The sequence below is a fragment of the Sphingomonas degradans genome, assembly GCF_053502645.1.
In genome coordinates, this window is sequence record NZ_CP177172.1 from 717,188 (window position 1) to 733,550 (window position 16,363).

At 67.6% G+C, this 16,363-nt stretch carries 16 protein-coding genes; 4 read left to right on the forward strand and 12 right to left on the reverse strand.

Going from position 1 to position 16,363, the window contains the following annotated elements:
• The first annotated feature begins 47 nt into the window (after window positions 1-47).
• Window positions 48-914: a UTP--glucose-1-phosphate uridylyltransferase GalU gene (galU, locus tag ACG3SL_RS03350; RefSeq protein WP_448663725.1), complete on the forward strand. Its 867-nt coding sequence runs from the start codon at window positions 48-50 to the stop codon at window positions 912-914.
• Here the strand turns inward: galU and ACG3SL_RS03355 are convergent.
• From ACG3SL_RS03355 to ACG3SL_RS03400, 10 genes are all read right to left on the reverse strand, one after another.
• On the reverse strand, window positions 911-2,257 hold the full coding sequence (locus tag ACG3SL_RS03355) for a nucleotide sugar dehydrogenase (protein ID WP_448663726.1): 1,347 nt from the start codon (window positions 2,255-2,257) through the stop codon (window positions 911-913). The two genes, galU and ACG3SL_RS03355, sit on opposite strands and share 4 nt — an antisense overlap.
• A gap of 53 nt (window positions 2,258-2,310) precedes the next feature.
• On the reverse strand, window positions 2,311-3,321 hold the full coding sequence (locus ACG3SL_RS03360; RefSeq protein ID WP_448663727.1) for an SDR family NAD(P)-dependent oxidoreductase: 1,011 nt from the start codon (window positions 3,319-3,321) through the stop codon (window positions 2,311-2,313).
• Entirely contained in the window at window positions 3,311-4,120 is an 810-nt protein-coding gene (locus ACG3SL_RS03365; RefSeq protein WP_448663728.1) for a HesA/MoeB/ThiF family protein, read from the reverse strand. The genes ACG3SL_RS03360 and ACG3SL_RS03365 overlap by 11 nt, the downstream gene beginning before the upstream one ends.
• Window positions 4,117-4,518, reverse strand: coding sequence for a hypothetical protein (locus ACG3SL_RS03370; protein ID WP_448663729.1), 402 nt, complete (start codon window positions 4,516-4,518; stop codon window positions 4,117-4,119). The genes ACG3SL_RS03365 and ACG3SL_RS03370 overlap by 4 nt, the downstream gene beginning before the upstream one ends.
• The gene (gene dut / locus ACG3SL_RS03375) at window positions 4,515-4,961 is read right to left on the reverse strand and encodes a dUTP diphosphatase (protein WP_448663731.1); all 447 of its coding nucleotides are present in this window, start codon (window positions 4,959-4,961) and stop codon (window positions 4,515-4,517) included. Before dut ends, ACG3SL_RS03370 begins: the two co-directional genes overlap by 4 nt.
• Window position 4,962: 1 nt before the next feature.
• Complete coding sequence (locus ACG3SL_RS03380) at window positions 4,963-5,754, reverse strand: alpha/beta fold hydrolase (protein ID WP_448663732.1); 792 nt, start codon at window positions 5,752-5,754, stop codon at window positions 4,963-4,965.
• Entirely contained in the window at window positions 5,744-6,916 is a 1,173-nt protein-coding gene (gene coaBC, locus ACG3SL_RS03385; protein WP_448663733.1) for a bifunctional phosphopantothenoylcysteine decarboxylase/phosphopantothenate--cysteine ligase CoaBC, read from the reverse strand. The genes ACG3SL_RS03380 and coaBC overlap by 11 nt, the downstream gene beginning before the upstream one ends.
• On the reverse strand, window positions 6,913-8,028 hold the full coding sequence (locus tag ACG3SL_RS03390; protein WP_448663734.1) for a hypothetical protein: 1,116 nt from the start codon (window positions 8,026-8,028) through the stop codon (window positions 6,913-6,915). The genes coaBC and ACG3SL_RS03390 overlap by 4 nt, the downstream gene beginning before the upstream one ends.
• A complete protein-coding gene (gene ubiB, locus ACG3SL_RS03395) occupies window positions 8,025-9,560 on the reverse strand; it encodes a 2-polyprenylphenol 6-hydroxylase (protein ID WP_448663735.1) in 1,536 nt (511 codons plus the stop codon). The genes ACG3SL_RS03390 and ubiB overlap by 4 nt, the downstream gene beginning before the upstream one ends.
• 160 nt (window positions 9,561-9,720) lie before the next feature.
• The gene (locus tag ACG3SL_RS03400; protein ID WP_448663736.1) at window positions 9,721-10,452 is read right to left on the reverse strand and encodes a class I SAM-dependent methyltransferase; all 732 of its coding nucleotides are present in this window, start codon (window positions 10,450-10,452) and stop codon (window positions 9,721-9,723) included.
• A 45-nt stretch (window positions 10,453-10,497) separates the two neighbouring features.
• On the opposite strand from ACG3SL_RS03400, the gene mutM reads away from it, so the two are divergent.
• The 3 genes from mutM (at window position 10,498) to dnaA (ending at window position 13,562) form a co-directional block, all read left to right on the forward strand.
• Entirely contained in the window at window positions 10,498-11,307 is an 810-nt protein-coding gene (gene mutM, locus ACG3SL_RS03405; RefSeq protein ID WP_448663737.1) for a bifunctional DNA-formamidopyrimidine glycosylase/DNA-(apurinic or apyrimidinic site) lyase, read from the forward strand.
• Window positions 11,308-11,499: 192 nt separating this feature from the next.
• Complete coding sequence (rpsT, locus tag ACG3SL_RS03410; protein ID WP_448663738.1) at window positions 11,500-11,763, forward strand: 30S ribosomal protein S20; 264 nt, start codon at window positions 11,500-11,502, stop codon at window positions 11,761-11,763.
• 446 nt (window positions 11,764-12,209) lie between these two features.
• Window positions 12,210-13,562, forward strand: a complete 1,353-nt coding sequence (dnaA, locus tag ACG3SL_RS03415) for a chromosomal replication initiator protein DnaA (RefSeq protein ID WP_448663739.1) — start codon at window positions 12,210-12,212, stop codon at window positions 13,560-13,562.
• 84 nt (window positions 13,563-13,646) lie between these two features.
• Here dnaA and trpS read toward each other — a convergent pair whose 3' ends face one another.
• Together trpS and murJ are read right to left on the reverse strand one after the other, a co-directional pair.
• The gene (gene trpS, locus ACG3SL_RS03420; protein WP_448663741.1) at window positions 13,647-14,651 is read right to left on the reverse strand and encodes a tryptophan--tRNA ligase; all 1,005 of its coding nucleotides are present in this window, start codon (window positions 14,649-14,651) and stop codon (window positions 13,647-13,649) included.
• Between the two features lie 133 nt (window positions 14,652-14,784).
• A complete protein-coding gene (gene murJ, locus ACG3SL_RS03425) occupies window positions 14,785-16,350 on the reverse strand; it encodes a murein biosynthesis integral membrane protein MurJ (RefSeq protein WP_448663742.1) in 1,566 nt (521 codons plus the stop codon).
• Window positions 16,351-16,363 lie beyond the last annotated feature (13 nt).

The following is a 16,363-nucleotide window of genomic DNA, read 5'->3' on the forward strand; positions in this document are numbered from 1 at the left end:
CGCTTGCCCCTCGATATTGAGCCGCGAGTTTCACAGGGGATTTTTGCATGACGATCAAGCCGCTTCGCAAGGCAGTGTTTCCGGTGGGCGGGCTCGGTACGCGGTTCCTTCCGGCGACCAAGGCGATGCCCAAGGAAATGCTGCCGATCGTCGACCGTCCCCTGATCCAGTACGCCGTCGATGAGGCGATCGAGGCGGGCATCGAACAGATGATCTTTGTCACCGGGCGCGGCAAATCGGCGATCGAGGATCATTTCGACATCGCCTATGAGCTTGAGAACACGATGACCACGCGCGGCAAGTCGCTGGAGGTGCTCGACGCAACCCGGCTCAAGCCCGGCGCCGTCGCCTATGTGCGCCAGCAGGAGCCGATGGGGCTGGGGCATGCGGTGTGGTGCGCGCGCGACATCGTGGGCGATGAGCCGTTCGCGGTGCTGCTGGCGGACGATTTCATGGCGGGAGCGCCGGGCTGTCTCAAGCAGATGGTCGACGCCTATAACAAGGTCGGCGGCAATCTGATCTGCGCCGAAGTGGTGCCGGACGACCAGACGCACCGCTATGGCATCATCACGCCCGGCGCGCAGGACGGTGCGCTGACCGAAGTGAAGGGGCTGGTGGAGAAGCCGGCGCCCGGCACTGCGCCGTCGAACCTGTCGGTGATCGGCCGCTATATCCTCCAGCCCGAAGTGATGCGCATCCTGGAGGGGCAGCAGACCGGTGCTGGGGGCGAGATCCAGCTGACCGACGCGATGGCCCGGATGATCGGCGGCCAGGCGTTCCACGGCGTGACGTTCCAGGGCACGCGCTATGATTGCGGTGACAAGGCCGGGTTCATCCAGGCCAATCTGGCCGTGGCACTGAGCCGCCCGGACATCGCACCCGCCGTCCGCGCGTTCATGGCGACGCTGGATTAAGCCCGGACGACCTTGTCGCTGACGATACCCGCGCGCGCGCAGGCGTTGCGGGTATCGACGACAAGAGAGGCTGCCTCGACCAGCGCGGCATAATCGACTGCGTCGTGATCGGTCGCGATTAGCACGGCGTCGTAACTGGCAATCGCGCCCGTGTCCCAGGCTATGCCGTGGCGGAAATTGAGCGTGGGATGCTCGCGCGTGTTGTTGATCTGCGCGACATGCGGGTCATGGAAATCGGCGGTGGCGCCGCGCGCCTCGATCAGTTCCATCAGCCGCAGCGACGGGCTTTCGCGGATGTCGTCGACATTCTTCTTGTAGGCGGCGCCCAGCACAAGGATGCGCGCGCCGCGCAGCCCGCGTCCGAAGCGCGCGTCGAGCGTGTCCGCCAGCACCCGGATCACATGCTGCGGCATGTCGGCGTTGATCTGGCCGGCCAATTCGATGAAACGGGTGTGCTGGTTGTACTCGCGTGCCTTCCAGGTGAGGTAGAAGGGGTCGATCGGGATGCAATGCCCGCCCAGCCCCGGCCCGGGATAGAAGGGCATGAAGCCGAACGGCTTCGACTTGGCCGCGTCGATCACTTCCCACACATCGATGTCCATCGCAGTGAAGATCAGCTTCAGCTCGTTGACCAGCGCGATGTTGACGGCGCGGAAGACGTTCTCGGTGATCTTGACCGCCTCTGCCGTGGCGGCGGACGATACTGCGATCACTTGTGGGACGATGTGGCGGTACAGCGCGGACGCCAGCGCGGCGGAGACGGGATCGTCGGCGCCGACCACTTTCGGAATCTTGGTGGTCGAATAGGTCGGGTTGCCTGGGTCCTCGCGCTCGGGCGAATAGGCGAGGAAGAAATCGTGGCCCGCGGCCATGCCGCCCGCTTCCAGGATCGGCTGCATCACGTCGCGCGTGGTGCCGGGATAGGTGGTGGATTCGAGGATGACGAGTTGCCCCGCGCGCAGCGTCGCCGCGATGGCGCGGGTCGTGTCCTCGACATATTTGAGGTCGGGCTCCAGATGCCGCGACAGGGGCGTCGGCACGCAGATCAGGAGCACGTCGGGCTCGCCAAGGCGCGTCAGGTCGGCAGTCGCGTCCAGCGTGCCGGCGGCCACCAACGGCGCGATCGCGCTGCCGTCGATGTGCTTGATATAGCTCCGCCCCGCCTTCAGTGCGTCGATCTTGTCCGGATCGAGGTCGAAGGCGAGGATCGGGCAGCCCGCCGTGGCAAAGGCCATCGCGAGTGGCAGGCCGACATAGCCCATGCCGATCACGCCGATCGTGGCGGCGCCCGTTTCGATCCGCCCCTGAAGTTCAGGGCCGAGGTTCGACCGTTCGTTGTGCATGCAGACCCCGTATCCGATCAATGACTTGATCGGCATATCCACCACAACGGGTTTCAGCTTTGATAATGCTCCAGATACCAGCGCACGAATGCCGGCACGCCGACGCTGGGCGGCGTGGAGGGGGCATAGCCGGTCAGTGTGCGGAGCAATGCGGCAGAAGCCTCGGTCGCGGGGACGTCGCCCTGCTGCATCGGCAGGAAATCCTTTTTCGCAGTGCGGCCCAGCGCGCGCTCGAGTTCGCCGATATAGTCCATCAGCGGCGTCGGGGTGCCTGCGCCGATATTGACGGTGCGGAACGGCGCGACCGGGGACAGGCTGTCGCCCTCCACCGCCACGGTCCCCGGAATCGCATCGGTCAGCCGCACGATCGATTCGGCGAGATCGTCGATATAGGTGAAGTCGCGCACCATGTTGCCGTTGTTGAACACCGGTATCGGTTCGTCCGCCAGGATCGCGCGGGCGAATTTAAACAGCGCCATGTCGGGGCGGCCCCACGGGCCATAGACGGTGAAGAAGCGGAAGAAGGTCATTGGCGTGCCGAACAGATGGGCATAGCTGTGCGCCATCAGCTCGGTCGCGCCCTTGGTCGCGGCATAGAGGCTGAGCGGGGTCTGGGTCCGCTGGGTCTCGGTGAACGGCATCTGGGTGTTCGCGCCATAGACCGAGCTGGTCGAGGCGGCGAGCAGGTGGCGGACCGGATGGTGCCGCGCCAGTTCCAGCACGTTGAACGTGCCGACCAGGTTGGTGGCGACATAGCTGGCGGGCTGATCGATCGAGAAGCGCACGCCTGCCTGGGCCGCGAGATGGATCACCACATCGGGGCGGAACGCGCGCCAGGCATCGCCGAACGCCTGCGCGTCTTCGATCGACACCCGCGCCAGCGAGAATTGCGGGTGGTTGCGCAGAATGTCGGTGCGGGCCTCTTTCAGCCCGACGTCATAGTAATCGGAAAAGCTGTCGACGCCGAGCACCGTTGCCCCCTGCTGGAGCAGGAGGCTGCAGGTGTGGAAGCCGATGAAGCCGGCCGAGCCGGTCACCAATACGCGCTTTGGCTCAGTGGTCATGCGGCGCTTCGTGGCGAATCGTAACGTCTGCGTCCAGTGTCCGCTGTCCGCAGCCGGGACAGCCGGGGTCCTTGGGCAGCGCCAGCGTGCGGAACCGCAGCGCCAGCGCATCGACCAGCAACAGCTTGCCCGCGCTGTCCTCGCCAAAGGGGGTGCAGGCGCGGATTGCCTCAAGCGCGGCGAGGCTGCCCATGATGCCGGTCAGCGCGCCCAGCACGCCCTGTTCGGCACAGGTCGCCTCGGGCCGTTCGGGATCATGGCCGACGAAGCAGCGGTAACAGGGCTTGTCCGCTTCCCAGCCGCGAAACACGCCCAGCTGCCCCTCGAACTCGGCGACGGCGGAGGCGACCAGCGGGATGCGCAGGTCGAGCGCGGCGTCGGCGACCGCGAGGCGCGTGGCGAAATTGTCGGAGCCATCGACCACCACGTGGGGGCGCAGGTCTGCCAGCAGCGCGGCGGCGTTGTCGGCACCGATCCGGTGGCGCAGGGGCGCAAACTGGACGTGCGGGTTCAGGCCGGCGACGCGATCCGATGCGGCGGCGACCTTGTCCCGCCCGATGTCGTCGGTCGAGTACAGCGTCTGGCGCTGGAGGTTGGACAGCGCGACATGATCGTCGTCGATCACGCCGATCCAGCCGATACCGGCGGCGGCGAGATACTGGATGGCCGGGGAGCCGATGCCGCCCGCGCCGATCAGCAGCACCCGGCTTGCCTTCAGCCGCGCCTGCCCGGCACCGCCGACTTCGCGCAGGACGATGTGGCGGGCATAGCGGTCCAGCTCGTCGTCGCTGAGCGTCATTTGGACCAGGTGAAGGTGATGCTGGTGCGATACCACACATCGCCGCCGCCCATGCGCGGCAACAAATTGCCCCGTGCAAAGCCGGCGACCAGCGCGGCGGCATATTGCTCGACCGTGGGGCACTGGACCGATTGCGGCACAGTGACGCGCACGCCGTTATTCTCGTCGATCAGCACCGCGACGTTGACGGTCATGCTCGTGCCGCCGGGGACGGGGCATTGCCGGCCCACTGCCTCGCGCTGGACGAAGCGGTGCATCTCGGGCGTGACGATCGGCGGCGCGCGCAGCGGCAGCGGCGCCAGGCCGTTCCAGTCGATCGGCGCTGCCTGGGGCGCCTGTGCTGTCTGGATCGGAGGCGCGGTCTGGGCCGCGAGGGCAAGGGACAGCGCGACGATCATCGCCCGGTCGACCCGAATCCCCCGCTGCCGCGCGCGGTCTCATCCAGCGTGTCGACTTCCTCCAGCGTCGCGCGCTGGACGGGGGCAGGCACCAGCTGGGCGATACGCTCGCCGCGCGCGATGGCAAAGGGTTCGCTGCCGAGATTGGCGAGGATCACCTTTACTTCGCCGCGATAATCGCTGTCGATCGTGCCGGGGGTGTTGAGGCAGGTGATGCCGTATTTCAGCGCGAGCCCCGAGCGGGGCCGGACCTGGACCTCGTACCCTTGCGGAATCGCCATGGCGAAGCCGGTCGCGACCGCGTGGCGCCCGCCGGGGGCGAGCACGAGATCCTCGGCCGAGACCACGTCCATGCCCGCCGCGCCAGCGGTGGCATAGGCGGGCAGGGGCAGGTCTTGCCCATGGGGCAGGCGCTGGAGGGCGATGCGGATCGGCGAAGGCATGTCAGCCCCTTTTCGGTAACGCGGCGGCAAGCCGCTGAGTCGCGGCGAGCACTTCGGGATCGCCCAGCAGGTCGTGGCCCTTGCCCGGCACGATGCGATAATCGGTGGCGATGCCGCGCAGCGTGAGCGCCTCGGCATAGGCGCGCGAGAACGGGATCGGCGTGATCTTGTCATCGGCGCCGACCAGCACCGCGACGCGCATCGACGGCAGGATGCCGCCGGCGGTCTTGAGCGGATCGAGGCTGGTCACCTGTGCGGACCATGCGCTGCCGGGCGACTTGCGCGCCATGTAGCGCCGCCATTCGGGTAGGGTACAGGGACAGCCGACCAGCACCATGCCGTCGAACAGCGTCGGGCGCATCCCCGCCAGATTGGCGGCGATCACCGCGCCGCCTTCATCGCCGACGACCACGACGTGCGCCTGCGGATAGCGGCGGCGCAGCGCGGCGATCGAGTCGCCGACGATCGCGATGTGATCGGGGGTGTAATTGTCGCCGGTGTCGGTGCCATGCGTGCCGGGCGAGTGATGGCCGCCGGCATCGCTATAGCCGGGGCGCAGCAGCGCGACCGCGACGCTGCCGGGAATCGCGCGGGCTGCCGCCTCGGCAAAGCCGTAATGGTCGACTCGGCCATCGCCGTGCAGCACCACGATCAGCGTGCGCACCGATGCCGGGCGCGCCGACCCATAGCGCTCGACGTGCAGTTGCGGCGCCGATGGGGGCCCGGCCTGCTGCGTGGTAGTGGCGCAGCCTGCCAGCAGCAGCAGGGGGAGGAGAGCGGGGTTACAGCGCATCGGCGATCCGTTCGGCCAGGCGCACTGCCACGTCCTCCTTGGGCATACGGGGCCAGGACTCGACGCCCTGCGCGGTAACCAGATGCACGCTGTTGTCGCTGCCGCCCATCACGTCGCCCGACACGTCGTTGGCGACGATCCAGTCGGCGCCCTTGCGCGCGCGCTTGGCGGTGGCATGGGCAACGACGTCCTGCGTTTCGGCGGCGAAGCCGACGACCAGGGCGGGGCGATGCGGGCTGTGGCCGAGCAGGGCGAGGATGTCGGGGTTCTCGGAAAGCTGGAGGGTGGGCGGGGCGTCGCCCTTCTTGATCTTCTGGTCCGCCCGGTCGGCGCGCCAGTCGCCTACGGCGGCGACCATCACGGCGGCGTCGGCGGGCAGTGCGGCGGCGACGGCGTTGGCCATTTCCTGCGCGGTCTCGACATCGACACGCGTGACTCCCGCCGGCGTGGCGAGGCTGACCGGGCCGGACACCAGCGTCACGCGCGCGCCCATGCCCGCCAGCGCGCCGGCAATGGCATAGCCCTGCTTTCCCGACGAGCGGTTGGCAATATAGCGTACCGGGTCGATCGGTTCATGCGTGGGCCCGGCGGTGACCAGCACATGCCGCCCCGCCAGCCGTCCGCCGCCGTCGCCCAGCGCACGGTGGATCGCCGCCAGGATCGCCTCGGGCTCGGGCAGGCGGCCAGGGCCGAATTCGCCGCACGCCATCGCGCCCTCGTCGGGTTCCAGCACCGTCACGCCGTCCGCGCGCAGCTGCGCCACGTTGCGGCGGGTGGCGGCGTGGCCCCACATCCGCACGTTCATCGCGGGCGCGGCGAGTACGGGCTTGTCCGTGGCGAGCAGCAGCGTGGTCGCCAGATCGTCGGCGATGCCCGCCGCCATCCGGGCCAACAGATCGGCGGTGGCGGGGGCGATCACGACCAGATCTGCTTCGCGGCTGAGCTGGATATGGCCCATCTCGGCCTCGTCCTTCAGGTCCCACAGCGTGGTGTACACCTGGTTTTCGGACAGCGCGGCCAGCGTCATCGGGGTGACGAAATGCTGCCCCCCTTCGGTCAGCACGCATTTCACGGCGATCCCGGCCTTGCGGCACAGCCGGACCAGCTCACACGCCTTGTAGGCAGCGATGCCGCCGCCGACGATCAGCAGAATGCGTTTCATCGCGATACTCTTGTCACCGTTATGCGCCGCTTGTCGAGCGCCTGGCGCGCCAGATCGTGCAGCCCGTCCGGGGCAAACACCAGCCCGACGAGCGAAAGCGGCGCGACGAGCAGCGCCCAGTAGAACGTATCGGCCCGCGCGAACACCGCCATCAGCACGCCATAGCCGAGCAGCATCGCCACCAGCCGCGCCGCCAGCGGATCGCGCCAGCTGGCCCAGCCGAACAGGGAAAGGCCGAAGAGCGGGGCGGCGATCCATAGCGGAAACAGCTGGAGCGCGGTCGACAGCACCACTGCCTTCACGAAGAAGCCGGCACCGTGGAGGCCCGCCCAGCCGGGGGAGGCGGGATCGGTAACGGTCGTGACCGCCGACACGGCATAGGCATGGGCGCCGACGGCCAGGGCGAACAGCAGCAACGCCGCTGCCCAGCCGCGCGCTTCGCGTCGTTCGCCTTCGCGCCACGCCATCACGCCCATGAGGACGACGTACAGCGCCGCCGTCTCGCGGATCAGCGTGGCCGCGAGCCCGAGCGCGACAGCCTCAAGCCAGCGTCCGGGGCGCCGCACCGCCAGCGACAGGGCGATCAGCAGCCCCGCCCAGATTTCGTGGAACGCCCACAGATCGGCCTGGATGAATGCCAACATGCCGCCGGCGAGCAGCACCAGGCCGATCGCCACCGGCTGCCACCGGCGCAGCGCCTCGCGCAGCCGGATCGACCAGGCGGCCATGACGCAGAACGCGAGCAGATACAGCGTGAGCAGCACGACTGCATGGGGCAGGCGTGCCTGCACCATCGCCAGTGCGGGCATCCGCATCGTGAAAAACGGACGCAGCGGATAATCGCCGGCACGCAGCGCCTGGCTCGCCACCGTGTAATAGTCGCCGCCGTGCTGCACCCCCGAGACGATCGTTTCGTACAGGATCAGGTCGCTCTGCTCGCCGCCGTGTCGGGCCGGGTCGCCGCTTGCGGGCGGCTGGACCACTGCGACCAGTGCCGTGAGCGAGGCCAGCAGCACCAGCGCCAGCAGCACCATGGCGATCCGGGCCCGGCGCCGCGACAGCCCGGCAAAGCGCGAGGGAACCGCCAGCCAGAGCGTTGGCCGCGGCTTCACGACAGCAGCGCCACCGCCACTGCGGCGCTGACCGCTCCGGAAAGAATCGCCACCAGCGCATAGCGCCAGCCGCCGCCGACCCGCACCACCTGGATTTCCTTGAGCGGCAGCGGCGGGGGCGCGCCGCCCGGCGTCGGGTAGCGCAGTTCGATGTTGCGGATCAGCTCGGGCAGCCGCGCGAAGGTGCGCAGATCGGTGATGAGCCGATCGGCGATCGCCGCTTCGGGACCCAGTTCGGTGCGGATCCATTCGCGCACGAACGGGGCGGAGGTTTCCCACAGGTTGATGTCGGGATCGAGCGAGCGCGCGACTCCCTCGACCATCACCATCGTTTTCTGCAGCAGCAGCAAATGCGGCTGGGTCTGCATGTCGAAATCGCGGGTGATGTTGAACAGCCCGTCGAGCATCGAGCCGACCGACATTTCCTTGACCGGCAGCCCGCGCATCGGCTCGCCCACCGCGCGCAGCGCCGTCGCGAATTCGGCGACATTGTGGTGCGCGGGGACGTAGCCCGCCTCGAAATGGATTTCGGCGACGCGCTTGTAGTTGCCGGTGATGAGGCCGTACAGAATCTCGGCCAGCCACACCCGCGCGCGGCGATCGATCCGGCCCATGATGCCGAAATCAATGGCGGCGATTCGCCCGTCCGGCAGCGCGAACAGGTTACCCTGGTGCATGTCGGCGTGGAAGAACCCCTCCGCGATCGCCTGGCGCAGGAAGGCGCGGATCAGGTTGGTCGCGAGTGCGCTGGTGTCGTGCCCGGCGCGGAGCAGCGCGTCACGGTCCGACAGCTTGATCCCGTCGATCCATTCCAGCGTCAGCACCTTGCCCGTGGTGCGCTGCCAGTCGATCTGGGGCACCATGAAATCGGGCTCGGCGGTCATGCCCTCGGCCAGTTCCGAGGCGGAGGCGGCCTCGCGGCGGAAATCCAGCTCGCGCGCGGTCCAGCGCTTGAAATGCTCGATGATGAGGCGGGGGCGCAGCCGCGCGGCCTCGCCGCCCATGCCCTCGATCTGCGCCGCCGCCCATTGATAGGTGTCGATCGCGCGGGCGAACTCGGCCTCGATGCCGGGGCGCAGCACCTTTACGGCGACGTCGCGGCCATCGATGGTCAGCGCGCGGTGAACCTGCGCGATCGACGCGGCGCCGACCGGCACTTCGTCGATCCGGGCGTAATAGGTCTCCAGCGGATGGCCGAAGCTCGATTCGATCCGCTGGCGGATCACGGCGAAGGGCAGCGGCGGCAGCGCGTCCTGGAGGCGCAGCAGGTCGTTGGCGGCCTCCTCCCCGACCAGGTCAGGGCGGGTGGCCAGCGTCTGGCCCAGCTTGATCGCGGCGGGGCCGATCGCCTGGAAGGCATCGGCATAGCGCGGCACCGCCGGCACGCGCGCGCCCAGCCGGGCGAGGCGCGCGATGCGGCGCACGGGGCGGGGCGTATTGGGATCGCGTTCGATCCCGCGCAGCGCACCATGGCGCGCCAGGATGCGACCCCATTTGAGCAGGCGCCACAGATGCACGGCGGGCGCTGTCATGCCCTATTCCTCCCTGGCACGGGGAGGGGGACCAAGCCGCAACGCGGCTTGGTGGAGGGGGCTATCCCCGCGCGAGTCCGATGGGGCGATCCCCCTCCACCACGCGCTGGCGCGCGCGGTCCCCCTCCCCGTGCCGGGGAGGATCGAACGGAGTCTCGCATCAAATCTTCCAGCCCGAATGAATCGCGACGAGTCCGCCGAGCAACGGCTCGACCTTGGTCTGGGCGAAGCCGGCATCGCGGATCATGCCCTCGAACTTCGGCATGTCGGGGAAGCGGCGGATCGATTCGATGAGATAGCGATAGCTGTCCTCGTCATTCGCCAGCAGCTTGCCCAGCTTAGGCACCAGCCGGTGCGAATAGGCGTCATAAGCCTGAGCGAAGCCGGGCCAGGTGGTGGTGGAAAACTCCAGCACATACAGCCGCCCGCCGCGCTTCAGCACGCGGTGCGCCTCCCGCAGCGCCTTGGGAATGTCGGTCACGTTCCGGATGCCGAACGCGATGGTATAGGCATCGAAGAAGCGATCGGGGAATTGCAGCGTCTCGGCGTTGGCCTCGGTCCACACCATCCCGTCGATCCCGCGCTTGGCGGCGCGTTCCATGCCCACTTCGAGCATCTGGGGATTGATGTCGGCGACGGTGATCGACGCTCCCGACGGGGACATGCGGAATGCGATGTCGCCGGTGCCGCCGGCCATGTCGAGGATATGCTCGCCCGCGCGCGGCTTTACCCGGCGGACGAACAGGTCCTTCCACACGCGATGAAGCCCGCCGGACATGGCGTCATTCATCAGGTCGTATCGCGAAGCGACGTTGGAGAAAACCTCTCCGACTCGGCGGGTCTTCTCGTCCGGGGCTACCTCTTGATAGCCAAAGGATACTGTGTCGGGCATCGGGCTGCTCTAGCGGGGGGCGCGGAGCACGGCTAGGGGGTTGGCATGCCCGAACTCCCCGAAGTCGAAACCACGGTCCGCGGCCTTGCCCCTGTGCTGGAGGGGCAGGTGATCCGGCGCGTGACGCTGCGGCGCGGCGACCTGCGGCGGCCGTTCCCGGAGGACCTGGGCCAGCGGCTGACCGGCGCGCGCGTCACCGGCATGGGGCGCCGCGCCAAATATGGCCTGATCGATACCGATCGCGGCGACACGCTGGTGTTCCATCTGGGCATGTCGGGGCGGTGGCGAATCGATCCCGAGGAACTCGGCAAGCACGACCATGTCGTGATCGAGACCGACCAGCACCGGCTGGCGCTGAACGACGCGCGGCGATTCGGCTCGCTCGATCTGGTGCCCACCGCCGCTCTGGCTGCATGGCCGGCCTTTGCCGCGCTGGGCCCCGAGCCGCTGGGGCCCGATTTCACCGCCGCGCATCTGGCGGCGGCGTTCGAGGGGCGAGTCGCCCCGATCAAGGCATTGCTGCTCGACCAGCGCATCGTCGCGGGGCTGGGCAATATCTATGTGTGCGAGGCGCTGTACCTGTCGCGAATCGCTCCGACTCGCGCGGCGGGGACGATCAGCAAGGCGCGGCTGGCCAGGCTGGTCGTGGCGGTGCGCGACGTGCTGGAGGCGGCGATTCTGGCGGGCGGATCGACGCTGCGTGATTATGCCCGGCCCGACGGGCAACTGGGCTATTTCGCCAAGGACTGGCGCGTCTATGGCCGCGAGGGCGAGCCGTGCGAATGCGGCGGGCTGGTCGAGCGGCGCGTGGACGGCGGGCGTTCGACATTCTGGTGTCCGCGCTGTCAGAAGTGATGGGCCGTTTGGAAATCCGCGAAAGAGAGGATTTCAGGGCTGGTGCCGCGAAATGCGCAACGGCGCATTTCCAAGCAGGTTCAAAGGGCGGAAATGGTTGACCCGAATCGCACCAGCCGCTAAGGGGCCCCTCTTTCCGGGCGTCGGCGCTTGCTTTCGCCCCTCCCAATTATTGAGCAGGAACGATACGGCATGGCGAATACGCCTCAAGCGAAGAAGCGTATCCGGCGGAACGACCGCCGCGCGGAGATCAACGGTGCACGCGTCAGCCGCATCCGTACCTTCGTGAAGAAGGCCGAATCGGCCCTGGAAGCCGGCGACAAGGCCGCTGCAAGCGCCGCTCTGGCCGCTGTGCAGCCGGAGCTGGCACGCGGCGTCGCCAAGGGCGTCCTGCACAAGAACACTGCGTCGCGGAAGTTCTCGCGCCTGACCAAGCGTCTGGTCGCGCTCGCCTAAACCCGTTTTAGCGCAAGACTTCGCCCCGTCGGATGTGATCCGGCGGGGCTTTCTGCGTTTCACCGCGATGACAATTTCGCGACGTCGCAGCTATCCGCGCCAATGCCCCGGAAAACCACGAGTCGGATTCCCTGTTCTGGCCTGAAACTCACTAAGTATCTGAAATATAACGACTGAAACTCGGAAACCACGGATTTGCGCGGGTTAGGGCGAGTCAATCAAACTATTTCAGATTCTTTACGTGCAGCGGACTTGATCGACTCGGATTCTGGTTCCTACAACGAACCTCCCGGCCGCTTTCGCCGCCGGGCATTAGCATAGCCCATGTGCCATCCCCGGGGGCGTTTCCGAGTGGCGTGGGGTCAGTTGGTTTGAACGAACGTGTGGGCGGGAAACTGTGGTTTCCCGCGAGGGAGAAGTGTGTCGTCGTGAATCAGGTGCAGACCTTGGACCGGAAGAATCTGGATGCGGTAGCCAAGGCCTGGGCGCATGTGCGGGGCAACCTGCGGCGTTCGGCAGGCCAGCGCCTGTTTGACCAGTGGCTGAAGCCTGTGGTGCTGATCGAGGGTTCGACCGACGAATGCGTCCGCCTGGGCCTGCCGTCGGCGTTCATGACCCAGTGGGTGCGCAACCATTATTCGGAGCGGCTTCTGCTCGAATTCCGCAGCGTGCTGCCGGCAGTCGAGAGCGTCACGCTGGAGACGCTCGCCGAAGAGCCGGCGCGCGTGCTGACGGCGGATGTCGAGGCCGCACCGGTCGCCGCGCCCGCTGCCGAGCGTCCGGCGTTCGACCAGCGCTTCAGCTTCGATCGATTCGTGACTGCACCGACCAATCGAGTCGCGTTCAACGCGGCGATGGCGGTGGCCGAGCCGGGCACCCCGCGCTTCAGCCCGCTGTATCTCCATGCCGGCACCGGCCAGGGCAAGACGCACCTGATGCACGCGATCGGCCAGGCGTTTCTCGCTGCCAATCCGGGCGCGACGGCGATCTACGTCACCGCCGAGCGCTTCATGTTCGAATTCGTCCAGGCGCTGCGCAACCGCGATACGCACGCGTTCAAGACCCGGCTGCGCTCGGTCGACCTGCTGATGATCGACGATCTCCAGTTCATCGGCGGCAAGGACGCGACCCAGGAAGAATTCTTCCACACGGTCAACGAGTTCATGTCGTCGGGCAAGCGGCTAGTGGTCGCCGCCGATCGCGCGCCCCAGGCGCTCGAAGGGTTCGAATCGCGTCTGGCCGGTCGGCTCGGTTCGGGGCTGGTCGCGGATATCCGTCCCGCCGAGCTGGAGCTGCGCCGCGCGATCATCGTGCGCAAGCTGAGCGAGATGCCGGCCGTCGAGATGCCCGAGGAAGTGATCGACCTGCTGGCGGCGCGAATCACGTCGAACGTCCGCGAGTTGGAAGGCGCGTTCAATCGCCTGCTCGCCTATGCGAACCTGTCGAACGAAGCGATCACGATCGATTTCGCCACGACGACGCTGGGTGAAGTGCTGCGCGCGACGCAGCGCCGCATCACGATCGACGAGATCCAGCGCGCGGTGTCGACGCATTTCGAGGTCAAGCAGATCGACCTGATCTCCGAACGCCGCGCCGTGGCGATCGCGCGCCCGCGCCAGATCGCGATGTATCTCGCCAAGCGCCTGACCACGCGCTCGCTGCCTGAGATCGGACGCAAGTTCGGCGGGCGCGACCATTCGACCGTGATCCATGCGGTCCGCCGGATCGAAGACCTGCGCGGCAAGGATGTTGAAATCGACGGCGCGGTGCGCTCGCTGATGCGCTCGCTCGAGGGCTGAGGCGCGACGCACTCCCACAGGGCCAAGAAAAAGCCCCCCGGAGCGATGGCTCCGGGGGGCTTTTCGTATGCGGGGCTGGGGCGATCAGACCTGAAGCCCGACCGCCTGCTTCGCCGCCAGCAGCGTCGGCGCCGCCAGCGCGCTGGCCCGTTCGGCGCCGCGCGCGAGATGCGCGCCGACTTCGGCGCGGTCGTCGAGCAGCCGGGTCAGCCGTTCGCGAATCGGCCCCAGCACCGACACCGCCAGATCGGCGAGCGCCGGCTTGAACGCGCCGAAACCCTGGCCCGCAAACTCGGCGACCACCGATTGCGGATCGCGATCCGCCAGCGCGGCAAAGATCGTGACGAGGTTCTTCGCCTCGGGCCGCTCTGCCAGCGCGTCGAACGAATCGGGCAGCGGCTCGGCATCCGTCTTGGCCTTGCGGAACTTGGCGGCGATGGTGGCGTCGTCGTCGATCAGGTTGATTCGGCTGAGGTCCGACGGATCGGACTTCGACATCTTGGCACTGCCGTCGCGCAGCGACATGATTCGCGGCGCCGCCTTCGAGATCAGCGGCTCGGGCAGGGGGAACAGCTCGACGCCGAAATCGGTGTTGAACTTGGCGGCGATGTCGCGGGTCAGCTCCAGATGCTGTTTCTGGTCCTCGCCCACCGGGACATGCGTGGCCTGATAGACCAGGATGTCCGCCGCCTGGAGCACCGGATAAGTGAACAGCCCGACGCTGGCGCCGTCGCGGTTCTTGCCCGCCTTGTCCTTCCACTGGGTCATGCGGTTGAGCCAGCCCATCCGCGCCGTGCCCTGAAGGATCCAGCACAGCTCGGCATGGGCGGGGACGCGCGCCTGGTTGAACAGGATCGCGCGATCATCGATACCCGCCGCGAGCAGCGTCGCCGCCATCTCGATCGTCGAATTGGCGAGCTCGGCCGGGCTGATGGTGCCGGTCAGCGCGTGGAGATCGGCGAGGAAGAACAAGCAGTCGCCGCCATTTTCCTCGCTGGCGTTCTGCATCGCGACCCATTGCTTGATGGCGCCCAGATAATTGCCGAGGTGAAGATTGCCGGTGGTCTGGATGCCGGAGATGACGCGCATGAAATTACTCCGCGCCCGGGTGACCGTGCGGCCGTTGGACAGGCCGTGGGTCCCGAACTGCGGGGGCGCCGCCGCAATGCGAAGGTCCGGGACGCGGGGGCTGTAGCGGGGGGCGGAGCCGGGGGAAAGGGCTTCAGGCGCGGCGGCGGCGGACCAGCGCCTTGAGGTCGGACAGGCGGAAGGCGCGAGTCGCGAAACAGGCGATGGCATAAACGGCGCCACCCCCGCTCACCAGCGCCACCAGTGCCAGATAGCGTTGCCAGATATGCCCGTTGAGCCACGGATCGAGCAGCCGATCGCACGCGAACAGCGCCAGCCCCATCAGCACGGCGGCCAGCGCGAGGCGGGGCAGGCGGCGGCGTAGCTGCGCATCAATCGCGAAATGCCCGCGCGCGACCAGCGTGCGGTACAGCAGCCAGATGTTGACCGTGGAGGACAGCGCGGTCGCCAGTGGCGGGCCGACATGGCCGATCAGCGGGATCAGCGCGAGATTGGCGGCGATGTTCACCGCCACGGCGATCATCGCGAACCGCACCGGCGTCTTGGTATCCTGCCGCGCGTAATAGCCGGGCGTCAGCACCTTCACGAGCACATAGGAGGGCAGGCCGATCGAAAAGCCCGCCAGCGCCCAGGCGCAGCGCACTGTGTCTTCGGGCGTGAAATGGCCGTACTGGAACAGCCCGCGCACGATCGGTTCGGCCGATACGATCAGCGCGACCATCGCGGGCAAAGTGAGGAACAGCGCCAGCTCCATGCCGCGATTCTGCGTGTCCATCGCCTCCGCCTCCTTGCCCGCGCCTAGCAGGCGGGAAATGGTGGGGAGCAGGATGGTGCCCAGGCCAATGCCGATCATCCCCAGCGGCAGCTGGTTCAGCCGGTCGGCATAATAGATGTACGAAATCGAGCCTTCGCCGAGCAGATAGCCCGACAGCGCGGTGGAAATGACGAGGTTGAGCTGCACCGCGCCCGCGCCCAATGCGGCGGGGAGGATCAGCTTCATCAGCTTGCGCACTTCGGGGTCGAGCCGGGGGCGGCGCAGGCGCAGCGACACGCCCGAGGCGCGGCACGCCAGCGCAAGCCATGCGAGCTGGAGCACGCCGCCCAGCGGTACGGCGATCGCCTGTGCCCGCGCGGTCTGTTCCGGCGTGCCGTGAAAGGCGAACAGCGCGGTCACCATCGCGATGTTGAGCAGGATCGGCGCGGCGGCGTTGACCCAGAATTTGTCGAGCGAATTGAGGATGCCGCCCAGCAGCGAGGCGAGGCAGATCAGCAACAGATAGGGGATGGTGATCCGCGATAGCTGGACCGCGAAGGCGAACTGGTCGGGCGTCGGATGCTGGCGGGCGAACCCGCCCGAGAGCAGTGTGGTCAGCGGCCACGCCGCGGCCAGCATGACCACGGTCATCACGGCCAGGAAAGCGAACAGCACCGCCAGCGTGCGCTCGGCAAAGTCGTAGGCGGCGGTATTGCCGCCTTCCTCGGCCAGCTTGCGGTTGAACATCGGGATGAACGCCGATGCGAACGCGCCTTCGGCAAAGAAGGCGCGGAACATGTTGGGCAGGCGGAACGCGACGAGAAAGGCGTCCGACGCGAAATTCGCGCCGACATAGCGCGCCTGGAGCGAATCGCGGACCAGCGCGAGCACGCGGCTGGCGAGGGTAAGGCCCCCCACCGAGCCGAGGCTGCGCACCAGTTTCATCCGCCTGTCCCTA